Here is a 21,108-nt window from a genome sequence, read left to right as displayed (position 1 = left end):
TTTGCTAAAACTTCATTTCCAATTACTTACTGCCTGTCGGCGTTTCGTTTGGAGGTTAGTTATCATCAGAAGAGAATGTACACCCATGAGTTACTTATTCTCGGACGTTGTCAATCCCCATTATGTACGACTTATTGCCATCTGAATCTATCGCGACCATTTCTGCCATTCGATTATGAATGTATTCATCGTGTACGCACATCCCAGTAAGAAATCATACACATATCAAGTATTAAAGCAGTTGACAGACGCACTGCTAGCCGAAAAGCATCATGTCGAGCTTTCTGATTTATACGACATGAATTTTCTGCCGGACATGACTGAGGAGGAATATGAACGTGAGGGGTTTTCAAATCTAAGTCTGCCCATTTCGGAGGATGTGCTGGAAGAGCATCGAAAAATAGAGAAAGCAGACTGTCTACTTTTTCTTTATCCTGTGTGGTGGAGCGATTGTCCAGCCAAACTTAAAGGGTGGTTTGACCGGGTTTATTCGGTGGGCTATGCCTATGGCTACGATGAGAATGGGCAACCGCTACGGCGTATGAAAACCCTGAAACTGGGCCTTGTTGTCTGTACGGCAGGGCATCCGACAGCGCATTTAACACAAACTGGCATAGCCCAAAGCATGCGAACAGTTATGCTGGACGATCGGTTGGGCAAACGATTTGACTATAAGAAGATGGTTATACTAGGGGGTACTTTGGCCTTAGATCAAGTCAGAGAAGATCACTCAAAACAGATTCGTGAACTTGTAAACGAACTAAAAGATCATCTAATGTAAGTCTAACGAAGTGCCGTTAGTTAGGCAGATACACACTAAAAGTTGCTCCCTGACCGGGTCGGCTACTGGCTGTAATCGCCCCGCCGTGATGAGCAACAACCTTATCACAAATAGCCAGACCAATACCCGTGCCTGCAAACTCGTTCTTGCCATGTAAACGCTGAAAAACCTGAAAGATCCGGTCGGCATGCTTCTGCTCAAAGCCAATACCGTTATCGGTTACATCGATTCGATAATAAGTCGGAGCCGAAAATGTAGGCTTTACCGAAGATGGTAAGTCCTTGACCAGTAGCGTATGGACACTGATTCGAATAAAGGGAACGATTGATCGGCCGGTTCGATCATTCCGACTAAATTTCAGGGCGTTACTGAGTAAATTCTGAAAGAGCTGGCCCAATTGAATCGAATCACCCAGCACGTCGGGTAACGGCTCGACCTGAACAATTGCCCTCGATTCAGCAATCACCAGTTCCAAGTCCGTGACTACCGTTTGCAGTATCGCTGACAAAGAGACCCAGGAACGCCTGTCCTGAATGGCCGAAATCCGGGAATAGCTCAACAAGTCCCGGATCAAGACCGACATGCGGCTGGCAGCCGACTCCATCCGCTCCAGATAGGTACGCCCTTCGCCGAGCTGGTCGGCATACTGGCTTTGCAGGATATGACTAAACGACTGAATTTTACGCAATGGCTCCTGCAAATCGTGCGAGGCTATTGAGGCAAATGCCTGCAGATTGCCATTGGACCGACTTAACAACTCATTGGCCTGGCTCAACTGGTCATTGGCTACTGTGAGCGCCTGAGTACGGGACTGTACTTGTTGCTCGAGTTCATCCACCAGGGTTCGATAGCGCTGTTCGCTAAGCTGCAAAGCGCTATTCGATTTTCGTAAGGTCAGCAGATTCACCACTTGTTTAGCTAAGGTTTGCAAAGCCGTCAACTGCAATTGGCTCAATTGTTTTGGCTTATCGTCAATGACACATAGTGAACCGAGTGGAAAACCATCGGCATCGACTAAAGGGGCACCAGCATAAAAAATGACATGCGGCTCACCTGTGACCAAAGGGTTTTCAGCAAAGCGTTCATCTAGCCGCGAATCCGGGACAATCAGGGTCTCCTGTGGATTGATGATGGCATGGGCACAAAAGGAAAATTCGCGGGGTGTTTCCCGAACATCCAGCCCATGATTTGATTTAAACCATTGCCGTTTATCATCAACCAGACTAATTAATGAGATGGGAGTCTGACAGATTTGAGAAGCGAGGTGAGTCATATTATCATAATCGGCCTCAGGTAAGGAGTCCAGGATAGCATAACTTCTTAAGGCATCCAATCTATTTATTTCCTCGGGAGAAGAGGGAGGAGTCAACATAATTCAGTAAAGTCAATGGCATTCCGGCACTATAAGTAGAGGTATAACTTGTTGGGAAAAAGTATGTTTACTAAATCGACTGTAGCTATTGCACAACATATCTTTTCTGGTGGGTATGTACGCAGAACCGCTGAACATAGTTCATTATTATTTTGCAATAACGCTATTCTTATTGATGCCGAGACTGGCACAGCCCCTTCCGTCAATAAATTAGCGTACGTGATGGCTACTCTAATCTCTGAGAGGGTTAGAGTAGCCATCACGTACGCTAAGGTTATAAAAGATAGAGAAGAGAGAAAGAAATCGTCTGTATAAGTGATTTGTATAGATAAAAGCGATTCGATCTACTCTAGGAATTAGGCTTGTTTACGCCCAGATTTGCACGTATATATTGTTCAGGGCGCTCGATAATATCGACAATCAAGGTTGCCAGGCTTTTTTGAGAAATGACTGATCCCTTCTCTGGCTCGCCTTTCCGGGTGGTTTCATAATCCACTTCGTCAACAGTAGTAAACCAGGTTGGGCGTAAAATCGTGTAATCCAGTCCGGATGCTTCAATTACATCGGCTCCTTTTCGATAAGGAATTAAAACGGATCGTAAAGGCGTATCGTAAATACCAATCGAACTGATGAAAATTATTTTTTTGACGCCTTCTTCCGACATAGCCTGAACGACGTTTTTAATCATCACTTCCAGGTCACCAGCCAAATTCACATACACGATATCCTGACCGGCAATAGCCTCTTTTAGTTGACTATAATTCAATACATTACCTTCAATAACGCGACGTCTGGAAACATCTTTATTACCTAACCGGCGGGCATCGCGTAGAAACAGCGTCAGATTGATATCTTCCTTTTTCACGAGCAGATTCGTGACCTGTTTGGCGATACTGCCACTGGCACCCAGAATGATTACGTTTTTCATATTCAGTTTATTGGCGCAAATCGAAAACAAGGCGATTGCCAGCGTAACCCGTAAAATGACGTTAGCAGCAAGGTTCCAACTTACCCTAAATGGTACTGTTCATTTTGTTTGTGGGGTTGGATAGCGGGCTCCAACAATGTTAATTTTTGAAATGGCCGCCGTAAAGTTTTTTAACTCGTCGGGGGTGAATTCAAAATCGGAAGACCATAGATTTTCCTGCAAATGAGCCAGTTTTGTTGTTCCTGGAATCGGGACAACCCAAGGCTTTTGCGCCATAAGCCAGGCTAATGCCACTTGTGCTGCCGTCAGACCTCGTTGGTTACCAAACTCACTCAGTACATCAATGAAGGCCCAATTGGCCTTTACTGCATCCGGAGCATAACGGGGTAGCGTAGGACGGTTATCATTGTCAGGCACATACATTGTCCGCTCATTGATATAGCCCGTCAGATAAGCTCGACAAAGCGGGCTGTAGGGCACAAAGCCAATGCCCAATTCTTCACAAACGGGAAATATATCGGTCTCCGGATCTCTCGTCATTAACGAGTATTCGGTTTGGATAGCCGTCAGCGGTTGTATAGCGTGCGCCTTGCGGATATTTGTCGGGCCTGCTTCGCTTAAACCAAAGTGTTTTACTTTTCCCTGGGCAATTAAATCTTTCACTGTTCCGGCAACATCTTCCATAGGAACAGCCGGGTCAACGCGGTGTTGATACAGCAGATCAATACGATCGGTCTTCAGTCTTTTTAGTGACTGTTCAACCACTTCTTTGATGTGTTGGGGTTTGCTGTTAAAGCCACCAGTCATCTTCCCATTCTGAATGTCGAAGCCAAACTTGCTGCACAGGGTTATCTTGTTTCGAAAAGGGGCGATGGCCTCTCCTACTAATTCTTCGTTTCTGAATGGGCCATACGCTTCAGCCGTATCAAACAAGCTGACACCCATGTCATACGCTTTTCGGATAACGGCAATCATGTCTTTTTTCTCCGGCACAAAGCTTCGATTCCAGCTCATGCCCATGCAACCGAGGCCAAGCCCATACGCCACTTCAATGCTATGCTTGCCTGAACCCAACGTGCGGGTCTTATTCTTTGCGGCCTTGTTACGGGCCTCGTTTCCCGATGATGCCTGTACTGCTGATGGCGTAAGGCTCATCAAGGAAGAAGCCAGAGCCGAAGCGCTTACCAGGGACCCAGTTTTTAAAAAGTTTCTGCGATCTTGATTTTTCATAATTGACCTATGTATCTAAAAATGATTGCCTTACTCAAGAAAAATGCACGCTTTCGCCTTCCGGTTCATCCCATAGCAGAAAGGAGGACAGCTCTGGTAAAAAGGCTGTCCCGGTTAAACCAGCATACAGAAGGAAGCCCTGACGGGAAAAGGATCTGGTAAGTTTAGTGATGGCCGATAGCGAGTAAATGCAGTCAATGAACTGATTACAGTCCTGTTGATTTCTCCATTTGTTCGGTGTATCGAGTGCCTACTATATCAATTTGGGCAGTCGCGGCCTTTATCTCCTGAAGTTCGTCGGCCATAAGCTGAATCGCAGCGGCTCCGTTGTTTTCTGTCAGGCGGTGTAGTTTTGTCGTACCTGGGATGGGAACAATCCAGGGCTTTTGGGCCAATACCCAGGCTAAGGCAATTTGAGCGTTCGTGGCATTGTGCCGCTCGGCAAACTGATCCAGCAAATCCAGTAGGGTTTTATTGGCCACACGGGCTTCTTCGGTATATCGTGGCAGAATGTTCCGAATATCACCTTCGGCAAATTTGGTACTTTCATCAATTTTACCGGTCAGGAATCCTTTTCCAAGCGGACTGTAGGCCACCAGACCGATACCCAATTCCTCGATTGTTGGAATGATCTCTTTTTCGTGCTGTCGCGTCCAGAGTGAGTATTCGCTTTGCAGAGCAGTAACGGGCTGTACGGCGTGTGCCCGGCGAATGGTTTGAGCACCGGCTTCCGACAGTCCAAAGTGCTTCACTTTACCTTCCTGAATTAGATCTTTTACCGTTCCTGCTACGTCTTCAATCGGTACATTGGGATCAACGCGGTGTTGATAGAACAGATCAATTACATCGATGCGTAATCGTTTCATCGATTCTTCGGCTACCCGGCGGATATTTTCCGGGCGGCTATTTAACCCAGTCTGTTTACCATCCTGAAAATTGAAGCCGAATTTAGTCGCAATTACGACCTTACCTTTAAACGGTTCCAGAGCCTCACCAACCAGTTCTTCGTTGGTATAAGGGCCATATACCTCTGCTGTATCGAAGAAGGTTACCCCCTGATCAACAGCGGCATGGATTAGCGAAATCATCTCTTTTGTATCCTTGGCCGGGCCGTATCCAAAACTCATGCCCATACAGCCAAGGCCAATGGCCGATACCTCAAGACCACTATTTCCTAGTTTGCGTTTCTGCATTGTTGTATTCATAACGATAGGTGTTAATTGTGGTACAAACCTACCAGAATGACAAAGGATTAAACAACGAAATCCAAACAGGAAATTACGAAAATCAAACAGCTAGAAATAACGCTAGACTTGACTGAACTGGGCTTCAACTATCCTCAGCACTTTACCCAGGTAGTTTTTAATCGCTCCGGGCTGCCGGAGCGATTAAAAATAACTTCATTTTACTACAGCGTTGCCATATCGATGACAAATCGGTAGCGCACATCGCCTTTGAGCATGCGCTCGTAAGCCTGATGAATGTCGTTGATGTTAATCAATTCAATATCAGATACAATGTTGTGCTCAGCACAGAAATCCAGCATCTCCTGCGTTTCGGCAATACCACCAATACTTGAGCCAGCCAGACTTTTACGGCCGATTATGAGACTAAAGGCCATCAGTGCTGCGGGCGTCGGTGGAGCTCCTACACAGATGTGTACGCCATTGGTTTTCAAAAGCCTTAGATATTGGTTGTAGCTATGCTCGGCAGAAACGGTATCCAGAATGAAATCGAAATAACCAGTTGCCGATTTCAACTGAGTGGGGTCACTCGTAACGATAAACTTATGAGCGCCCAATTTCCGGGCGTCCGCTTCTTTATTGGGTGATGTACTCAGAACGGTCACCTCTGCCCCCAGTGCCACTCCAAATTTTACGCCCATGTGTCCAAGACCACCCAGGCCCAAAACGGCCAGTTTGTGTCCTTTGCCTACCTTCCAGTGCTTCAGTGGCGAGTAGGTTGTGATTCCGGCGCAAAGTAATGGGGCTGCGGCTGCTAAATCCAGTTTCTCGGAGATATGAAGTACGAAATCTTCATGTACTACAATGGTGTTGGAATAACCGCCATAGGTAGGCGTTTTCTGATCCTGCTCCAGGCTATTATACGTAAGCGTATTACCATTCGTACAATATTGCTCCAATCCATCCTGGCAATTCGCACAGACGCGGCACGAGTCGACCATGCAGCCGGTACCTGCCAAATCACCGACTTTAAACTTGGTTACATGGTTACCGACTGCTACGACCCGACCAACAATTTCGTGTCCGGGAACCATTGGAAAGATTTCGCCACCCCATTCACCCCTGATCTGGTGAAGGTCTGAATGGCAAACGCCACAATAGGTAATATCAAATTGAACATCGTGCGGTCCCACTTCCCGCCGGTCAAAATTCCAGAGTGCCAGCTCAGTGTCTTTAGTTTGAGCAGCATATCCTTTCGTTGCAATCATGTTTTGGTTTTCGTTAGTGAAGAACTCTGAGGCATCTTTTTTCCGTTACAAAAGTGGGCAAACAATACGGTGATTTTTATATAGAAATCAATCAGATTTATATGAAAATCAAATAATCACGTTTGTCAGAGGGACTAAATCTGAACATGTAGCAAACGAAGATTGATCTCGTTGCTTTTGCGCTTAAAAACTAGTTCTGCTGAACAGCCTGACGAGAGATCAACTTCCACTGATTATTACGTTTCAGGTATACTTCGGTATAGACCATATTGTAGTTCATATCCTGCCCATTCATGGCAATATTGAACATGCCTTTACCAACTAAAATCGCCGTGTCGCCAAAGTCTTTTACGGTACTCTCTTTTATATCGATACTCTTGTAAATTGGTCGGCCATTTTTGATATCCTCGAAGTGTTCGGCGGTTGTTTTGATCAGGCCATTGTTATGCACCGTGATCGAGTTTGCATCATAGAGTGTCTTTAGCGAATCCAGTTTGCCTTCCACTAACCACTTCGCTCTTTTTTTAGAGAGAGCAACGATTTCAGATTCTGTCTTCGATTGACCGAAAGACTGGGAGACAAACAACATGGAGACTAGTGTAAGGAGCGTTTTCATTGTGTTTTATTGATTTAAATGACAACACAAAGTTCGCTCTGACACATCATGCCAGCTAAACACTAATCAAACAATACCCTATGGTATTCAAACATTTCTAAATTTTACCGGGCTAAGCTGCGTATATTTTTTAAAGAAACTGTTGAAGTAGGTCACTTCGGTGAAACCTAAGGCGTAGGCAATCTCAGACACCGTCCAGGCACTGTGCTTCAGGAGAATTTTGGCCTCATGAAGAATTCGTTCTGCAATGAGCTGCGAGGAGGTTTTCTGAGTAGTTTCTTTAACCGCCCGATTTAAGTGATTGACATGAATCATCAACCGACTGGCAAAATCGGAAGCTGAACGTAATTGCACGGTTTGTCGAGGATCGTCGATGGGAAATTGCCGTTCTAACAGCTCGGAAAACAAAGTAGAAATTCGCCGAGAAGCGTTGATAGCCTGTCTATCCAGATTGGCAGATGGCAGCATCTTCATGGAAAAATGAAGTAGTTCGAACACAAGATTTCGCAGGGCGTCATACTTGTAAATGTATTCAGAATCAAGCTCTTCGAGCATGCGCTCATAGATACCAACTGCCCTTTTCAGTTGCTCATCCGAGAGTTCAACTACATGATTTCCATTAGGCTGGAAGACGGAATATTGATTAAAATTTCCATACTGATGGAAGAACTCCTGATTGAACACAAAAAAATAGCCACTTGGCATAGCTCCCGTCTGTTCCCATTTATAAGGAATCGTAGGATGCGAAAATACCAATGCCTGTTTGTGTATCTCAATCACCTTATCGGCATAGTGTAGTTTGCAGTTCCCAATGACCAGGTTGACTTTATAATAGTCTCGCCTTCTGCTAGAGGCAGGCTTTGCCTTGCTTTCCAGATCGGAGTTAAGCCGAAATACATTGAAATGTCCAACATCCTGGCGAAGCGTATCAGGCATCCAGCGGAAGGCTGCTCCATCGAATTTTCGCTGATAAAACTCTTCTATAGTTTCAACCTTATCCATTCTAAAAACTTATGTATTTCAAACAACGCAGTCCAAAGATATTTGTTACTAATCTACCTTTGGAAAGATGTCTGGCGGCTTACGCTTTCGTTAAGCTGCTCAACTTTAGATAACCTAGAGAAATAGGATCTTCCGGTAAATCGGATGCAGGTAGTAGCTCGATCTGATACGTATCCTTTTGCGACAGCGACAGAATTTCCTCGATCTGATAAAGATCATCGACATCAATACCGTATTTATCATCGATATGGGAGACGGCCTTTTCGAAATGATTGTGCTTAAAAAAGAGCGTCTGTTTAGCTTCTTTGAAGGCGGCCGCCCGGTCCGATTTAACTGTCAGTAATACGTAGTGTTGTTCTTCGAATTTGTTCGGTTGATAACCTCCCAGATTAATAAAAAACAGTTTGCTGGTCTGCTGTTGGGACGTTTCGTCTGTAGGTGCAATCGTCCTTGGTGTGATTCTCACTTGATAGCCTTCTACGGCTGTCACTTTGCGCCAGGCATCAATGTGAAGCTTACCCGCAGCTTCCGGCCAAAACGCTTTCATGTCGGGAACAAGATCGTTCAGGGAAGAACCAATCCCGAAGAACACATCATGCTGTTCGACGTGTCTGCCTTGGGGTTTACAGCCCAATAAAACCATAAATAAGGTAACGCCTGGCATAAGTGATCCGGTTTATTATTGGCACAAAAGACGCATTTTTATCGTTACTAGATTGTGTAGGAAGCTGCTTTTTCTAGTGTGTTAACGTATTGATTCGCCTACGCAAAATCTATCATTTATTGATGAAAAGACGAATTGGTTATTTGATCGTATGGCTCACTGTGGGTTACTCTGCTCTGGCCTTTTATCCTGCTCCCCGTTTTAGCAATTCCGGCAATTCGACCATCCAACGGATGGATACCGCTACCTTTGCCACTGGCTGTTTTTGGTGTACAGAAGCTAAATTTCAACAGCTAAAAGGCGTCAAAAAAGTGGTGTCAGGATATGCCGGTGGGCATGTTGTCAAGCCCACCTACAAACAAGTGAGCACCGGTACCACCGGCCATGCCGAAGCCTGCAACATTGTGTACGATCCTTCAGAAATAACGTATGATGATTTGCTGGCCGCTTTTTTCAAAGCACATGATCCCACGCAACTTAACCGACAGGGTAATGATGTGGGGACGCAATACCGATCAGCTATCTTTTATCATTCAGCGGCTCAAAAGCAGAAAGCGGCTTATTATATCGGCAAGCTAAATTCAGAAAAGGTCTACAAGACTAAGGTCGTAACCCAACTGAATCCCTTTACTGTTTTTTATAAAGCTGAAGATTACCATCAAAACTTTTACAACCAAAACCCCAACCAGCGCTACTGTAAACTGGTTATACAACCAGAACTAGCCAAATTCAAGCAGGTCTTTAAAGACAAGCTTAAGCCATAAGTTCATGAAATTAGTCGTCATCTTTCTAGCAATTCTGCTCATGTCTCTCGATAACTCGTATTCACAGCATCTGAAATCAGATGAAAATCACAAAAACAATCCCTATTATTCACACACCGATACGCATCACCTGAACGTACCGAATGAGGAGTGGAGAAAGATCCTGTCCCCTGATTTATACGCAGTGGCGCGTCAGCAAGCCACAGAACGGGCGTTTACGGGCAAATACTGGGACAGTGAAACCAGAGGTACCTATTACTGTGCTGTGTGTGGAAACGTTCTGTTTAAGTCGGATGCTAAATTCGCCAGTACATGCGGCTGGCCCAGTTTTTTTGAACCCATCGGCCAAAATCATGTCCTCTACAAACCCGATAATTCGCACGGAATGCGCCGGACGGAGGTAACCTGTGGCCGGTGTGATTCCCACCTGGGCCACGTATTTGATGACGGTCCGGCTCCAACGCATAAGCGGTTTTGCATGAACTCCATTTCATTGGAATTTGAGCCAGACGGAGCGACAGTACACATGCCTTAACCTCAATTGAAAGGTCGATTTGATCGCTTGCGATCTAAGTGGAGGTTGGACTATCGATTTGCCCGTGGGGTCACGTCCTACAGGCAAGAGGTTGATTTATTACTCGATTCAAACTTGACTTTTATTCGTATCTTGTCAATACGTTTTGCCCTGCCTATTAATAAAGAATTGATTACCAATCGAATTAGTCAAGAACAGTTTCAAACAGTCTTTCTCGAAATTAGAACGAAAGACCTGCCTCGTTTAAATAAAAAGTTCTGGTCGTTTGACTGGAAAAGAGAAATTAAAGTGGCTAATCGGGTTGTTTATAAGTTAACTACTCAAGAAAACCCAGACGTCATACAAGGCTTGATCAGCTGGTCTGATTTAGGTGATCACATCTTTATTAACGTTGTTGAATCGGCTCCCTTCAATCGGGGAAAAGAGCGTTTGTATCAAGGCGTAGCCGGTAATTTATTTGCAATTGCTTGTCAGGAGTCGTTTGTGAGAGGATATGAAGGTTTCATTGTTTTTGAGTCTAAAACAAAACTGATCAATCATTACCAGGACTTATTAGGGGCCCAACGTCTGGGGAGCTCAATTCGAATGTTTGTCGATACACAGGCGGCTACCCATTTGATAAAACTTTACTTATGAAACCGAAAAACCCAAAGTTGATTGAAGAGGTAGACGTAGAAGTTGTCAATCGTCAACCAACGCTTGAAGAACGGCAAGAGATTAGTGCGTTCATCCGTTCTTACAAAGCGAAGCCTAAAGGAGCGCCTACTGTTTCAGCGCGCTCCATCAAAGCCTAGTGTTTTAGCAAGAGGTCGCTTGTTGCCTCAAAGTAGCCCAACGCGCTTTTTAACTGACCTAATCGGAACGGTTATTTGGTCATTTTTTAACCGCAGAGAGCGCAGAGTTTAGCGCAAAGTAGATTGACTCTGCGAGCTTTGCGCTAAACTCTGCGCTCTCTGCGTTAAAATCTAAAACCTTGGCTCCCACACCAGATTCGTGTAATAAAGTCCGCCTACGGCCGGGCCGCCGATGAAAGTATAGTAGTACTTATTGAGAATATTTGTGCCGCCTGCTTTCACCAACAGATTTAGTTTTTGAATCCGATAACTGACCTGGGCATCTACCGTGTTAATCTCCGATACAGTGCCCGTGGCCAACTCCGACTGCCATAAGAATGCGTCCTGATGTTTGTAATTCACCGAGAAGCCAATCCCCCGCCACAGGTTGCCATTCGAAATATTGACGTTCGTAATCCAGCGGGGTGTGTTGAATGAACTCTCCAAGCCGTCGCCGTTTTCAGCTCGATCAAGTTGCGCAAACGAGGCATTTCCGCCCACCGACCAGTTCGTCGTCAGACTATAGCGCAAGCCAAGACTAGCACCATAATTGAATACTTTAGTTTGCGAATTAGTCCAGAGCCGGTAACGATCCTGCGTTGTCGATGAGGAGAAATAATACGCTAATGAGTCAGGATTCGAACCTTTGGCTACGTTAGCGTTCACCTGGGCAATGAAATTCTTGTAGGCCATGTAATACGCGTCTATATCGACAAAAAGGCGTTGTTTAAAAAACAATCCCTTGTAACCCACTTCAAAACTGTTGACCTGTTCGGGCTTCAGATAGGTATAGGGGCTTTGTTTGAGTAGCCCTTTATTTTTCTGAATAGCCTGATCAGTCGTTAGGTGATTGGTATTTACATCTGTAGTGATAGCCGTCTGAAAGGCGTTGATGGAGGTAACGAGGTATGCGTTTTCGTAAATCCCTTTCGACATAATCGGTAAGCCACCAACACGCTTTACACCGCCCGAGTTGATATTGGTGAAACCTTCAAACAACGAAGGGAACCGATAGCCATTCTGGAAGGAAACCCGAATATTGTTATTCTCCGTTGGCGAATACACGACCGACAACCGAGGATTGAGCCGGGCATCGAAATAGTAGTTTTTGTCGAGACGCAACGATCCGAATACCTTTAGTTTATTGTCGAGAAACGTACGCGTCAGTTGAACAAAGCCCCCCGTTTTGCCATATACCAGATTTTTACCAGCCTCAGTAGGATTGATAAAATAGTTACCATCGGGAAACACCACGTACCGCCGAAAATCGAACCCAGCCTGAATTGTTAAGCCAGTCTGCTCTCGAAACCGCTTCCAAAGGACCCGTGTCGGTTCAACTTGTCCTTCTACATGATACATCCAGGACTGAACCCGCAGGGCCGCGCCAATGTCCCAGTTGTTAATGTCGCGGAGTTTGGCAATCAGGTCGTTAAAGGGTTGCGTTCCAGGAACTGGCCTTCCCTGGTCCGCTACTGACCGAGCATCTCGGAGCGCATCCGGAACAGCTGTACCAGCCTGCGTATCCTTATTGAACTGATTCGTAAAATCGGTGAACCACTGATTATCGGATTTAAACGACTTGTCAATGTTTTCAGCCATTGACCGGATGTTATACGAATCGCCCGTGTTTTCGCGGCTTCGATATGCCCGGACTTGGATCGAAGGTGTGGTTAAGGTTAAACTATGCTGGTCGAGCCGGTAATTCTCGAGTCGAAAGCGATTGGTACGCTGATAGACATTGTTTAACGTAGCGCCCTGATAAGTGTAGGCGAGTTCGACTGTCGGTGAGAATCGGTAATGCAGAGACAAATCACCCCGTAGATTTTTTAGTCCGTAATCGGTAGCCTCCGCTTCGTAGTAGCCCGTCCGCCCGATACTATATCGTTTACCGCCTAATGTGATCGTCCGTCGGTTAGCCGCTTCATTGCCATAGCCGTTGACGGGATCATACGCGGGATTATCAGCTCCGAACAAACTTAGGGATGCGTTGCCGTTGGGGTTCAAATCATCCCGGTTACCCGCAATCCAGTCGTAACCACTCTGATAAACCAGATTCACTTTGAACGCGAATCGCTGTCCAATCCGATGAGCATACCGAAGACTGGTTTCCGAATAGATCTTGGCCGATACAGCGGCATCGCCTACATGGTTGACACCGGTTTTCTGGCCGATGCTCAAGCCTTCCGAATCGAACGGGTTGCGAGTCAGGATGTTGACTAATCCGTTCAAGGCATTCATGCCATAGAGGGCCGACGCGACACCCGGCACCAGTTCGACCTGTTGAATATCAAGGTCTGAGGGAGCCAGCGCGCTGGCAATGGGTGCCCCAATGTGCGGAGCCTGATTATCGCGACCATCAACGAGTTGAACAAATCGAACGTTGGTCGTGGCGGCAAACCCACGGGTATTGTACACTTTAAAACCCAGGCTGGAGGTAAGCAGTTGAACGCCTTTGATATTTTCGATGGCATCGAAATAAGATGGCTGAGCGGATAACCTGATCCGCCGGGCATCCAGTACTTCAATACTAACCGGCGAGCGCAGGATTGATTCGGACACACGCGATGCCGAAACCACGACTTCGGTCAATTCTCTGGAACGCAGCGTATCGGGGTTAGGAATTGTATCTGTAGGAACATGGGTGGTTAGACTTAACCAAAGAAGTGTAGAATTAAGCATACAGGTTGGAAAAGTAAGTACTAATAAATTCGTTATGTTTTTTCGAATATAACGCCAGACAGACTGAGTCTGCCAACAAATAAAAATTTGTTAAGATTTTGTTAGGATTAGGTCTGTTACAAGCGGATTGATTTAGGAGTGTCTACAGTGATGTCGGTTACTTCTAACCGACATAGCGAGGTTTCTAAAAACCTAAACGTGTCAGATGAAAGCATCTGACACCACTAAAACTTAGCTTTCGTCCATCGTCACGCCAGAACCCGCTCAACAGGTAATCGTTCGTGAATCGGTCCGGGTTTCTCTTTCAAAAAGCCTCCCGATCGCTGACTGAAAAAGGCTTTGATTTCGCCCAGAATGGATAGCGCTATTTCATCAGGGGTTTCGGCACCCAGGTCCAAGCCGATGGGCGAATGCACTCGATTTAAACACATAGATGAAAAATGCTGGTCGGTTTTCGCCCACTCCATCTGCATCTTTTCATAACGCTTGCGAGGGCCTAATACGCCAATGTAGGGAATATCGGTCGTCATTAATTTCGTCAGAACGGCCATGTCATACTTGTAATTATGGGACATCAGAACCGCAGCCGTTCGATCGGTCAATGGAATTTTGTCCGTTACGGCCTCTGCATCGGCGTAGAGCAAACAGGTGGCAGCCGGGAAGCGTTTTGGGGCCAGGTGTGCAATGCAATCTTCGGTAATGGTGACCTGCCAGCCGATCTCGGTTGCCAGTCGCGTTAGGGGAATCGTATCGTAACCGGCGCCAAAAATCACCAGCTCGATGCCGGGATCGATTCGCTCGATAAATACGTCTACGATTCCTCCATTGACTTCATAAAGCTGGGTTACGGGTTTGCCGGAATGCATCACCGAATTCATATCCGAACGAAGCCAGTTGGGTATGTTTTCAACCGTTTGGTCGGTGAGCAAAAAACGGGCTCCTTCAGATAGGCCTGTTTCCCAGCCACTTTGGTAAACTGTAGCAATAACTCGTTTATCCCGAAGTTGTACAAATTCACGCAGCAAGGCAATGGGATTGGCCGGATTAGCAGGGTCAATTGGCTCAATAAAGACATCGATAATGCCGTTGCAGCCGAGCCCTATGCCCAGGCTGTTGGCATCGTCGTCCATGGTATCATAGCGCACGACCATCGGTTTCCCATCCAGCATAACTTGCCGGGCTTTACGCAGCGCGTCACCTTCCAGACAACCACCACTTATAGCCCCTTCCCAACGGCCATCGTCGGTGACAAGCATACGGGCACCAGGTCGTCGATAAGCCGATCCGGCCACATAAACGACCGTTGCCAGCGCCACTTTACGCGCAGACAAATCGATCTGTTTATAAACCTCCAACATGCGCTTTATCTCTTTCATACGGATTCTACGGATGTTATAAAATTAATCCGGCAGTACAACATGATTATGACTAATTGATGAGCTGTAGGTTTCCAGGGATGATTTACCATATCCCTGGTCTGAGAGGATACGATCTAGTGATCGACCTTCGTAACTCAGGCAACCTTAAACTTCATCGGGCTCATTTGAACATGCTTTTTGAAGAAGTTATTGAAGTGGGTCACTTCGGTAAATCCTAAAGCATACGCAATGTCGGAGACAGACCAGGCGCTGTGTTTCAGGAGCGTTTTTGATTCCTGCAAAATGCGCTCGGCAATGAGTTGGGAAGTCGTTTTCTGCGTCGTTTCCTTAACCGCCCGGTTTAAATGATTTACGTGCACATTCAACTGTGTGGCGAAATCGGAAGGAGATCGAAAGTTTACCTGCTGGTGGGTATCATCAAGCGGAAACTGGCGTTCTAAAAGCTCCAGAAACAGCGTAGAAATTCGTTGTGCTGCGTTGATCGGTTGCTTGTCAAATTTCGACGACGATTGCATTTTCAGCGCATAATGCAACAGCTCAAAAACCAGATTCCTGAGCACATCATATTTATGAATATAATCGGAGTTAATCTCCTCAAGTATACGCTCGTAGATACGCGCAACCTGAGTTACCTGCTCATCGGCCAATTCAAACAGGTGAGTACCGTTGGGCTGAAAAACAGCGTATTGGTTTAGATCGCCAAATTGAGCGAAAAAATGCTGATTAAAAATGCAGTAAAAGCCACTGCGAATCTGATCCAGATGTTCCCATTTATACGGAATATATGGATTGGAAAACGATAAAGCCTGTTTTTGTACTTCAACCACTTTATCGGCATAATGCACCTGGCTATTGCCAATAACCAGCATGACTTTGTAATAATCCCGCCGTTTATAGGGCACAGGTTTTGCTTTATCACCCACGATTGGCTCTAACCGAAACACGTTAAAATGCCCAATTTCATTACGAATAGTATCGGGCATCCAATCGAATTTCCGGGTATATAGCTCTTCTAACGTTTCTGCTTTATCCATTCAACTAGGGCGTATTTTTTCGACAGGATTTACAGGATGAACAGGATTTCTACCTACTCAAAAAATCCTGTTCATCCTGTAAATCCTGTCGAAAAAACTCTTTTATACTTAAACTGATGCCAGACTAAACGGAAGTTTACGGATTCGCTTGCCGGTCAAATCAAAGATAGCGTTTGTCAACGCTGGGGCGAAGGCCGGTAAGCCGGGCTCTCCTACTCCACCTGCGTCAGCATCATTTTCCATGATGTGTATGTCAATGGGCGGAATATCGGTGATGCGGGGCAGTTGGTACGAATAGAAATTCTTGTCGACGGGTATACCGTCCTGGAACGTTACCTGATGCATGGTGGCTGCGCCCAGTCCCATCACAATACAACCTTCTACCTGCGCTTTAATCGTATCTGGATTAACGTACCAGCCACAATCCATAACGGCCCAGACGTGGTCGATTTTTAGTTTACCCTCCGTATTACGGGATACTTTCACCACCTGGCCAACCGTGCTGCCAAAACACTCCGTAATAGCCGTACCGTAGCCTTCGTTTTTCTTCCGGCTTTTCCAACCCGATACTTCCTCCATTTTGTCAATCAGTTGGTGCAGGCGTTCCTCTTTTAGGTAATCTTTTCGGAACGCCAGCGGGTCTTTACCTGCTTCGATGGCTAGTTCATCCAGAAAGCTTTCGTAGGCAAAGCCGTTGGTAGATGCATACACTGATCGCCACCACATCGTTGGAATGGGGGTTTCAAACGGTACGTCCTGGATGCTCAGGTTTTTTATGCTATCAAAATAAGGCTTCAGAAAGCCTTCAGAAGCACTGCCATTCGGTTTATCCTTGCCACCTCCCCGCCAATGGCTGTTGTTTTGCCCGGCCAGCTTGACCTTGAACGCACTGATTTCGCCATTGACAACCACGCCCTCACAGCGATAGGAGATGCCCGGTCGATAAGGCCCCTGCGTGGCATCATCCTCCCGCGTCCAGACAACCTGCACCGGAGCACCAATTTCTTTCGAAATCACCGACGCTTCGTGCGGATAATCCATAAACGCTTTCCGACCGAAACCACCCCCCAGAAACGTCATATTCACAATAACCTTATCGCGCGGGATATTCATTTCTTTGCTGATGTAATCCTGCACCCACTCAGGCGCCTGGATCGGCCCCCAGATTTCGAGCTTACCATCCTGATAGTGAGCCACACAATTCAAGGGTTCCATGCAACTATGGTACTGATAAGGTGTTTCGTACACCACATCAATTTTCTTTGACGCCTGTGCGATAATGGCCGACGCATCTCCCTGCTGCTTAAAGGGCAGTCCTTCCTGTGTTTGTAGCGCTTCTGCCTGACGTTTGTAAATGTCAGCCGTGCTCAAATGCTCAAAACCGCTATCGTCCCATTCCACCTTAAGAACTTTCTTGGCCTGCATGGCCGTCCATATTGAATCGGCCACTACGGCAACCCCTTCTCGATAAGTGCTAAAGACGCCCATTCTCGTCTTGACAACGTGTTTAACACCGGGTATTTTGCGAGCTGCTGTATCGTCGAAGCTTTTTACTTTTCCACGAAGGCGAGGGTTACGCACCACCATCGCATAGAGCATACCTGGAATTTCTTTATCCAGTCCGAAAGTAGCGGTGCCATTGGTTTTCAGCTTGGTATCCTGCCGAGGGAGCGGCTTGCCAATGAGCTTGTAGTCCGAACGCTTTTTCAGGACGACATTCTTGGGTGTCTCCAGCTTCGACGCGTCAATAACTAGCTCTCCGTAGTGGAACTGCTTGCCAGATGGCCGGTGATACACATGCCCGCCCTGCGCGTAACACTCAGTTGGCGCAACACTCCACTTGTTGGCTGCGGCCTGAATGAGCATGGTACGGGCTGTGGCTCCTAGGTTCAGCAGATTCTTATATGACCCACGAACGGTCGAACTACCACCCGTGATCTGGTTACCGTATTTCTTATTATCGCCTTTAGCAAAAACGATGTTCACCTCATCCAGATTCACTTCCAGCTCTTCGGCAACCATCTGCGGGATAGCCTGATAAACGCCCTGCCCCATTTCGGCCCGATGACTGAAAATGGTAACCTTGCCCGATGTATCAATATGCACCCACGCATTCATTTCAATGCCAAAACTATCGGCCTCAACAGCTTTGATAATTTCGGCTTCTTCGGCATTGGTTGGGCTATAAAAACCCAAGGACAGAACCGCTCCGGTTAAACCCGATACTTTGAGGAAATTTCGTCTGGATACTGTCATGGTGTCTATAGTTGATGATTGGACTGACGATTCTTTTGGTTATAGGGCTTTCGCAAAAGCCTTACTTATGGCTTGGGCGCGTAAGCTCCTTTTTTGATCCAGGTAGTCCAGGCTTTGGTAAATTCGGCGTGGCTCATTGGGGGCAGCGTACGACCTTCGCCGGGATTCCAGCCCCCCAGCACTAATCCATCGTGGGCATGCTCAAGCAACTGCTCCTTCGTCTTATTCCCGTTCTGTTTTGGGTCCATTAGCTGTTTGGCTAGCTGATGCGGGGTACGTCCCTGAAAAACCATGCGCATCGTAGCGGGCGGTAAATGCCAGTTGGGGTTGCCCGGTGGCGTGTGTACTCCCGGTGTGTTGGTGGGCTGGTGACAGTTCGAACATTTCATGGCATAGAGTCCCTTGCCCTCTGCCCCCCGCTTAGGACCCATTGTATGTAAATGGCTGTCATCGCCTTGCAATGGCACATCACCTGCCGGATGGCAGTTCATGCAGCGAGGGCTCATCAACACTTTATAGACACTCGCAAAGGCTTTCACGGACTCAACGCTATCCCGATTAATGGGCGCCCGATTAGTCTTGTTCTTCGTTTTGACATCTTCCTCCGTCAACTTATCGGTAGTCTTGAAGGTAGACGCCATAATGGCCGTTACCGTCAGAATAACCCCTATGGCTATACCTGTTCGTATAGGTCGGAACGAATGTGTCTTAGGTTCAGTAGGCTGTTTCATTTCCTGAAATGGTTTGTAGCCCCTCTCCCGTTTTGGGAGAGGGGTTGGGGTGAGGGTAACTCCCAAGTTGCTTTTCCCCCACCCCCGGCCCCTCTCCCAAAACGGGAGAGGGGAGCATCTCTATGCTTGTTCTCAAAAGTTCTACTCATTTTTACCAACCTTCTGTTGCATGCCGCCGGCGGCTAAATGAATCGCCTTACGGATGCGCAGATAGGTGCCACAGCGGCAAATATTACCGGCCATTGCATTGTCAATATCCTGGTCGGTTGGATTTGGATTTTCCCGCAACAACACGGCGGCCGACATAATCTGGCCGGAGTGGCAATACCCGCATTGTGGTACGTCTATTTCCTGCCAGGCCAGTTGCAGGGGATGATTATTATTCTCCGATAAGCCTTCGATTGTCATTATCTTTTGCCCGTTAGCCCGACCAACTCGGGTAACGCAGGAACGTACGGCTTCTCCGTTTAGGTGAACAGTGCAGGCGCCACACTGGGCAACTCCACAACCGTACTTCGTGCCTTTCAGCCCTACCACATCCCGAATTGCCCACAGAAGTGGCATTTGCGGATCGACATCAATCGACTGATCCTTACCATTGATGTTAAAGTTGATGCTTGCCATAGCTATTATCGTTTAGCTGAAGATATTCAGAGCGGAAACTGGGCAAAAACCTGCTGTCTACAGCCCTCAAATTGACTTAAGTTTCTCATATACAACCACCTAATCATCCATTTGTTACTAACGAAAAACCAGCCCACATTACAACGGCTAAACTAGATATACGTATTCGCCTATCCTTATTGTATTCAAACAAAGAGTTACGAAAATCAAATAATTTGATCATTTAGTAGTTGCGTACATTCCTGTTTACCGAACAAGCAGTTTTTTATTCTCACCTGGCATTCCGAATTCAGGCTCTACTTCTATAAATCAATAGTCACGGGTATAAGCAAGGGTTTACTGTCTTGCCGATTTTGCTCAACGATTGCCTGCGGATTTGGGATTGACAATGGCTGGATCGTATAAGCCATCTTGTTCTCTTGTCGTTTTACCTTATAAGTAAACGGTTTGTTATCGATCTGTACAACTACCTGATAGGCATCGTGAGGCAGAGCCGATATATCCAGTCTACGGCGATACTGATCACGGTTTGTAAATTCTTCGTACAGCGCATTACCTATCTGATCGACGACCTTAACGGAGTAGCGTAGCCGCTCAGGGTTATCGACAATAAGGTACAATTTACCTGTCGAATTGACATAAGCGTGTACTAAGTAAGAAGCGGTCGCCGATGGGGATTCATGCGATGAGTTCGACCTTACAGATAGTCTGGGCGGGGTTGGTTCAACAGGTGTTGGAGGAAGCGTCTCGGTTTCAATGCGATTTGTCAGGAGCTGTTTCGCTAGTAACTGATCTAATAATTGATCAAACTGCTTCTGATTTTTTCGACTGAGTTTGACCCACTTTCCGGGTATAATTTCTTCATAAAGGAGTTCCTTAGCAGGGCCAAAAAACTGGATTAGTGTGCTACGGGTAGCTGCCTGGGTTTTTAATCGCCAATACCCTCGGCTTGAATCGATTTCGGCAGCGCTTTGCTGAGTCGTTGGATCGAACTGAGCCTGACCTGTATGGGCATGTAAGAGTAAAACGAAAACACTGAGCCATGCGAAATACCTCCGTCTAAAACCTACAATGTAGGTGGCAGGAATCACTAACCCGTTCGTTAAGAAGACTCTAAACAAGTGGACCAGGAGTGTGATCGGAATGATTCGACGGAGTAGCATAGTTAATGACCAGTTTAAACGTGACACGATTCATGGTTGTATTCCTATCGGCAAATCAATGAACT

At 46.4% G+C, this 21,108-nt stretch carries 20 protein-coding genes; 5 read left to right on the top strand and 15 right to left on the bottom strand.

Annotated elements, in window-relative coordinates:
• The first annotated feature begins 175 nt into the window (after positions 1 to 175).
• Positions 176 to 781, top strand: coding sequence for an NAD(P)H-dependent oxidoreductase (locus tag GO755_RS03645; RefSeq protein ID WP_157583188.1), 606 nt, complete (start codon positions 176 to 178; stop codon positions 779 to 781).
• Between the two features lie 16 nt (positions 782 to 797).
• Here GO755_RS03645 and GO755_RS03640 read toward each other — a convergent pair whose 3' ends face one another.
• The 8 genes from GO755_RS03640 to GO755_RS03605 all read right to left on the bottom strand — a co-directional run bounded on the left by GO755_RS03640 (position 798) and on the right by GO755_RS03605 (position 9,045).
• On the bottom strand, positions 798 to 2,153 hold the full coding sequence (locus GO755_RS03640) for a GAF domain-containing sensor histidine kinase (protein ID WP_198174741.1): 1,356 nt from the start codon (positions 2,151 to 2,153) through the stop codon (positions 798 to 800).
• A gap of 349 nt (positions 2,154 to 2,502) precedes the next feature.
• The gene (locus GO755_RS03635; RefSeq protein WP_157583187.1) at positions 2,503 to 3,081 is read right to left on the bottom strand and encodes an NAD(P)H-binding protein; all 579 of its coding nucleotides are present in this window, start codon (positions 3,079 to 3,081) and stop codon (positions 2,503 to 2,505) included.
• Between the two features lie 99 nt (positions 3,082 to 3,180).
• Complete coding sequence (locus tag GO755_RS03630) at positions 3,181 to 4,311, bottom strand: aldo/keto reductase (RefSeq protein WP_198174740.1); 1,131 nt, start codon at positions 4,309 to 4,311, stop codon at positions 3,181 to 3,183.
• Positions 4,312 to 4,517: 206 nt separating this feature from the next.
• Positions 4,518 to 5,504: an aldo/keto reductase gene (locus GO755_RS03625; RefSeq protein ID WP_157583343.1), complete on the bottom strand. Its 987-nt coding sequence runs from the start codon at positions 5,502 to 5,504 to the stop codon at positions 4,518 to 4,520.
• Between the two features lie 215 nt (positions 5,505 to 5,719).
• Positions 5,720 to 6,763, bottom strand: a complete 1,044-nt coding sequence (locus tag GO755_RS03620) for an NAD(P)-dependent alcohol dehydrogenase (protein ID WP_157583186.1) — start codon at positions 6,761 to 6,763, stop codon at positions 5,720 to 5,722.
• Between the two features lie 190 nt (positions 6,764 to 6,953).
• Entirely contained in the window at positions 6,954 to 7,379 is a 426-nt protein-coding gene (locus tag GO755_RS03615) for a nuclear transport factor 2 family protein (RefSeq protein ID WP_157583185.1), read from the bottom strand.
• An 87-nt stretch (positions 7,380 to 7,466) separates the two neighbouring features.
• Positions 7,467 to 8,381 (bottom strand): helix-turn-helix domain-containing protein, encoded by a 915-nt coding sequence (locus GO755_RS03610; RefSeq protein WP_157583184.1) that lies wholly within the window; start codon positions 8,379 to 8,381, stop codon positions 7,467 to 7,469.
• 79 nt (positions 8,382 to 8,460) lie between these two features.
• Positions 8,461 to 9,045: a DUF1543 domain-containing protein gene (locus GO755_RS03605; protein WP_157583183.1), complete on the bottom strand. Its 585-nt coding sequence runs from the start codon at positions 9,043 to 9,045 to the stop codon at positions 8,461 to 8,463.
• 233 nt (positions 9,046 to 9,278) lie between these two features.
• Between GO755_RS03605 and msrA the strand changes: the two genes are divergently transcribed.
• The 4 genes from msrA (at position 9,279) to GO755_RS03585 (ending at position 11,138) form a co-directional block, all read left to right on the top strand.
• Positions 9,279 to 9,809, top strand: a complete 531-nt coding sequence (gene msrA, locus GO755_RS03600) for a peptide-methionine (S)-S-oxide reductase MsrA (RefSeq protein WP_227686855.1) — start codon at positions 9,279 to 9,281, stop codon at positions 9,807 to 9,809.
• Positions 9,810 to 9,813: 4 nt separating this feature from the next.
• Positions 9,814 to 10,344 (top strand): peptide-methionine (R)-S-oxide reductase MsrB, encoded by a 531-nt coding sequence (gene msrB / locus GO755_RS03595; RefSeq protein ID WP_157583181.1) that lies wholly within the window; start codon positions 9,814 to 9,816, stop codon positions 10,342 to 10,344.
• A gap of 114 nt (positions 10,345 to 10,458) precedes the next feature.
• The gene (locus tag GO755_RS03590; protein ID WP_157583180.1) at positions 10,459 to 10,980 is read left to right on the top strand and encodes a hypothetical protein; all 522 of its coding nucleotides are present in this window, start codon (positions 10,459 to 10,461) and stop codon (positions 10,978 to 10,980) included.
• Entirely contained in the window at positions 10,977 to 11,138 is a 162-nt protein-coding gene (locus GO755_RS03585; protein WP_157583179.1) for a hypothetical protein, read from the top strand. Before GO755_RS03590 ends, GO755_RS03585 begins: the two co-directional genes overlap by 4 nt.
• Before the next feature lie 171 nt (positions 11,139 to 11,309).
• Here the strand turns inward: GO755_RS03585 and GO755_RS03580 are convergent, their stop codons facing one another.
• The 7 genes from GO755_RS03580 to GO755_RS03550 all read right to left on the bottom strand — a co-directional run bounded on the left by GO755_RS03580 (position 11,310) and on the right by GO755_RS03550 (position 21,043).
• Complete coding sequence (locus tag GO755_RS03580; protein WP_157583178.1) at positions 11,310 to 13,856, bottom strand: TonB-dependent receptor; 2,547 nt, start codon at positions 13,854 to 13,856, stop codon at positions 11,310 to 11,312.
• Positions 13,857 to 14,104: 248 nt separating this feature from the next.
• A complete protein-coding gene (locus GO755_RS03575) occupies positions 14,105 to 15,232 on the bottom strand; it encodes an XdhC family protein (RefSeq protein ID WP_157583177.1) in 1,128 nt (375 codons plus the stop codon).
• 137 nt (positions 15,233 to 15,369) lie between these two features.
• The gene (locus tag GO755_RS03570) at positions 15,370 to 16,269 is read right to left on the bottom strand and encodes a helix-turn-helix domain-containing protein (RefSeq protein WP_157583176.1); all 900 of its coding nucleotides are present in this window, start codon (positions 16,267 to 16,269) and stop codon (positions 15,370 to 15,372) included.
• A 108-nt stretch (positions 16,270 to 16,377) separates the two neighbouring features.
• Entirely contained in the window at positions 16,378 to 18,525 is a 2,148-nt protein-coding gene (locus GO755_RS03565; protein WP_157583175.1) for a molybdopterin cofactor-binding domain-containing protein, read from the bottom strand.
• A gap of 65 nt (positions 18,526 to 18,590) precedes the next feature.
• Positions 18,591 to 19,256, bottom strand: coding sequence for a hypothetical protein (locus GO755_RS03560; RefSeq protein ID WP_157583174.1), 666 nt, complete (start codon positions 19,254 to 19,256; stop codon positions 18,591 to 18,593).
• 141 nt (positions 19,257 to 19,397) lie between these two features.
• Entirely contained in the window at positions 19,398 to 19,880 is a 483-nt protein-coding gene (locus tag GO755_RS03555; protein WP_157583173.1) for a (2Fe-2S)-binding protein, read from the bottom strand.
• A 302-nt stretch (positions 19,881 to 20,182) separates the two neighbouring features.
• Positions 20,183 to 21,043: a hypothetical protein gene (locus GO755_RS03550; RefSeq protein ID WP_157583172.1), complete on the bottom strand. Its 861-nt coding sequence runs from the start codon at positions 21,041 to 21,043 to the stop codon at positions 20,183 to 20,185.
• Positions 21,044 to 21,108: the final 65 nt, after the last annotated feature.

The sequence above is a fragment of the Spirosoma arboris genome, assembly GCF_009754945.1.
Lineage (GTDB): Bacteria > Bacteroidota > Bacteroidia > Cytophagales > Spirosomataceae > Spirosoma > Spirosoma arboris.
Note: the sequence above shows the minus strand (reverse complement) of the source record. Positions and strands in the feature narration are given on the sequence as shown.

Excerpts from the sequence above, each read along its gene's own strand:
- GO755_RS03645 (WP_157583188.1), top strand. The coding sequence starts at position 176 with ATGAATGTATTCATCGTGTACGCACATCCCAGTAAGAAATCATACACA.
- GO755_RS03640 (WP_198174741.1), bottom strand. The coding sequence starts at position 2,153 with ATGTTGACTCCTCCCTCTTCTCCCGAGGAAATAAATAGATTGGATGCC.
- GO755_RS03635 (WP_157583187.1), bottom strand. The coding sequence starts at position 3,081 with ATGAAAAACGTAATCATTCTGGGTGCCAGTGGCAGTATCGCCAAACAG.
- GO755_RS03630 (WP_198174740.1), bottom strand. The coding sequence starts at position 4,311 with ATGAAAAATCAAGATCGCAGAAACTTTTTAAAAACTGGGTCCCTGGTA.
- GO755_RS03625 (WP_157583343.1), bottom strand. The coding sequence starts at position 5,504 with ATGCAGAAACGCAAACTAGGAAATAGTGGTCTTGAGGTATCGGCCATT.
- GO755_RS03620 (WP_157583186.1), bottom strand. The coding sequence starts at position 6,763 with ATGATTGCAACGAAAGGATATGCTGCTCAAACTAAAGACACTGAGCTG.
- GO755_RS03615 (WP_157583185.1), bottom strand. The coding sequence starts at position 7,379 with ATGAAAACGCTCCTTACACTAGTCTCCATGTTGTTTGTCTCCCAGTCT.
- GO755_RS03610 (WP_157583184.1), bottom strand. The coding sequence starts at position 8,381 with ATGGATAAGGTTGAAACTATAGAAGAGTTTTATCAGCGAAAATTCGAT.
- GO755_RS03605 (WP_157583183.1), bottom strand. The coding sequence starts at position 9,045 with ATGCCAGGCGTTACCTTATTTATGGTTTTATTGGGCTGTAAACCCCAA.
- msrA (WP_227686855.1), top strand. The coding sequence starts at position 9,279 with ATGGATACCGCTACCTTTGCCACTGGCTGTTTTTGGTGTACAGAAGCT.
- msrB (WP_157583181.1), top strand. The coding sequence starts at position 9,814 with ATGAAATTAGTCGTCATCTTTCTAGCAATTCTGCTCATGTCTCTCGAT.
- GO755_RS03585 (WP_157583179.1), top strand. The coding sequence starts at position 10,977 with ATGAAACCGAAAAACCCAAAGTTGATTGAAGAGGTAGACGTAGAAGTT.
- GO755_RS03580 (WP_157583178.1), bottom strand. The coding sequence starts at position 13,856 with ATGCTTAATTCTACACTTCTTTGGTTAAGTCTAACCACCCATGTTCCT.
- GO755_RS03575 (WP_157583177.1), bottom strand. The coding sequence starts at position 15,232 with ATGAAAGAGATAAAGCGCATGTTGGAGGTTTATAAACAGATCGATTTG.
- GO755_RS03570 (WP_157583176.1), bottom strand. The coding sequence starts at position 16,269 with ATGGATAAAGCAGAAACGTTAGAAGAGCTATATACCCGGAAATTCGAT.
- GO755_RS03565 (WP_157583175.1), bottom strand. The coding sequence starts at position 18,525 with ATGACAGTATCCAGACGAAATTTCCTCAAAGTATCGGGTTTAACCGGA.
- GO755_RS03560 (WP_157583174.1), bottom strand. The coding sequence starts at position 19,256 with ATGAAACAGCCTACTGAACCTAAGACACATTCGTTCCGACCTATACGA.
- GO755_RS03555 (WP_157583173.1), bottom strand. The coding sequence starts at position 19,880 with ATGGCAAGCATCAACTTTAACATCAATGGTAAGGATCAGTCGATTGAT.
- GO755_RS03550 (WP_157583172.1), bottom strand. The coding sequence starts at position 21,043 with ATGCTACTCCGTCGAATCATTCCGATCACACTCCTGGTCCACTTGTTT.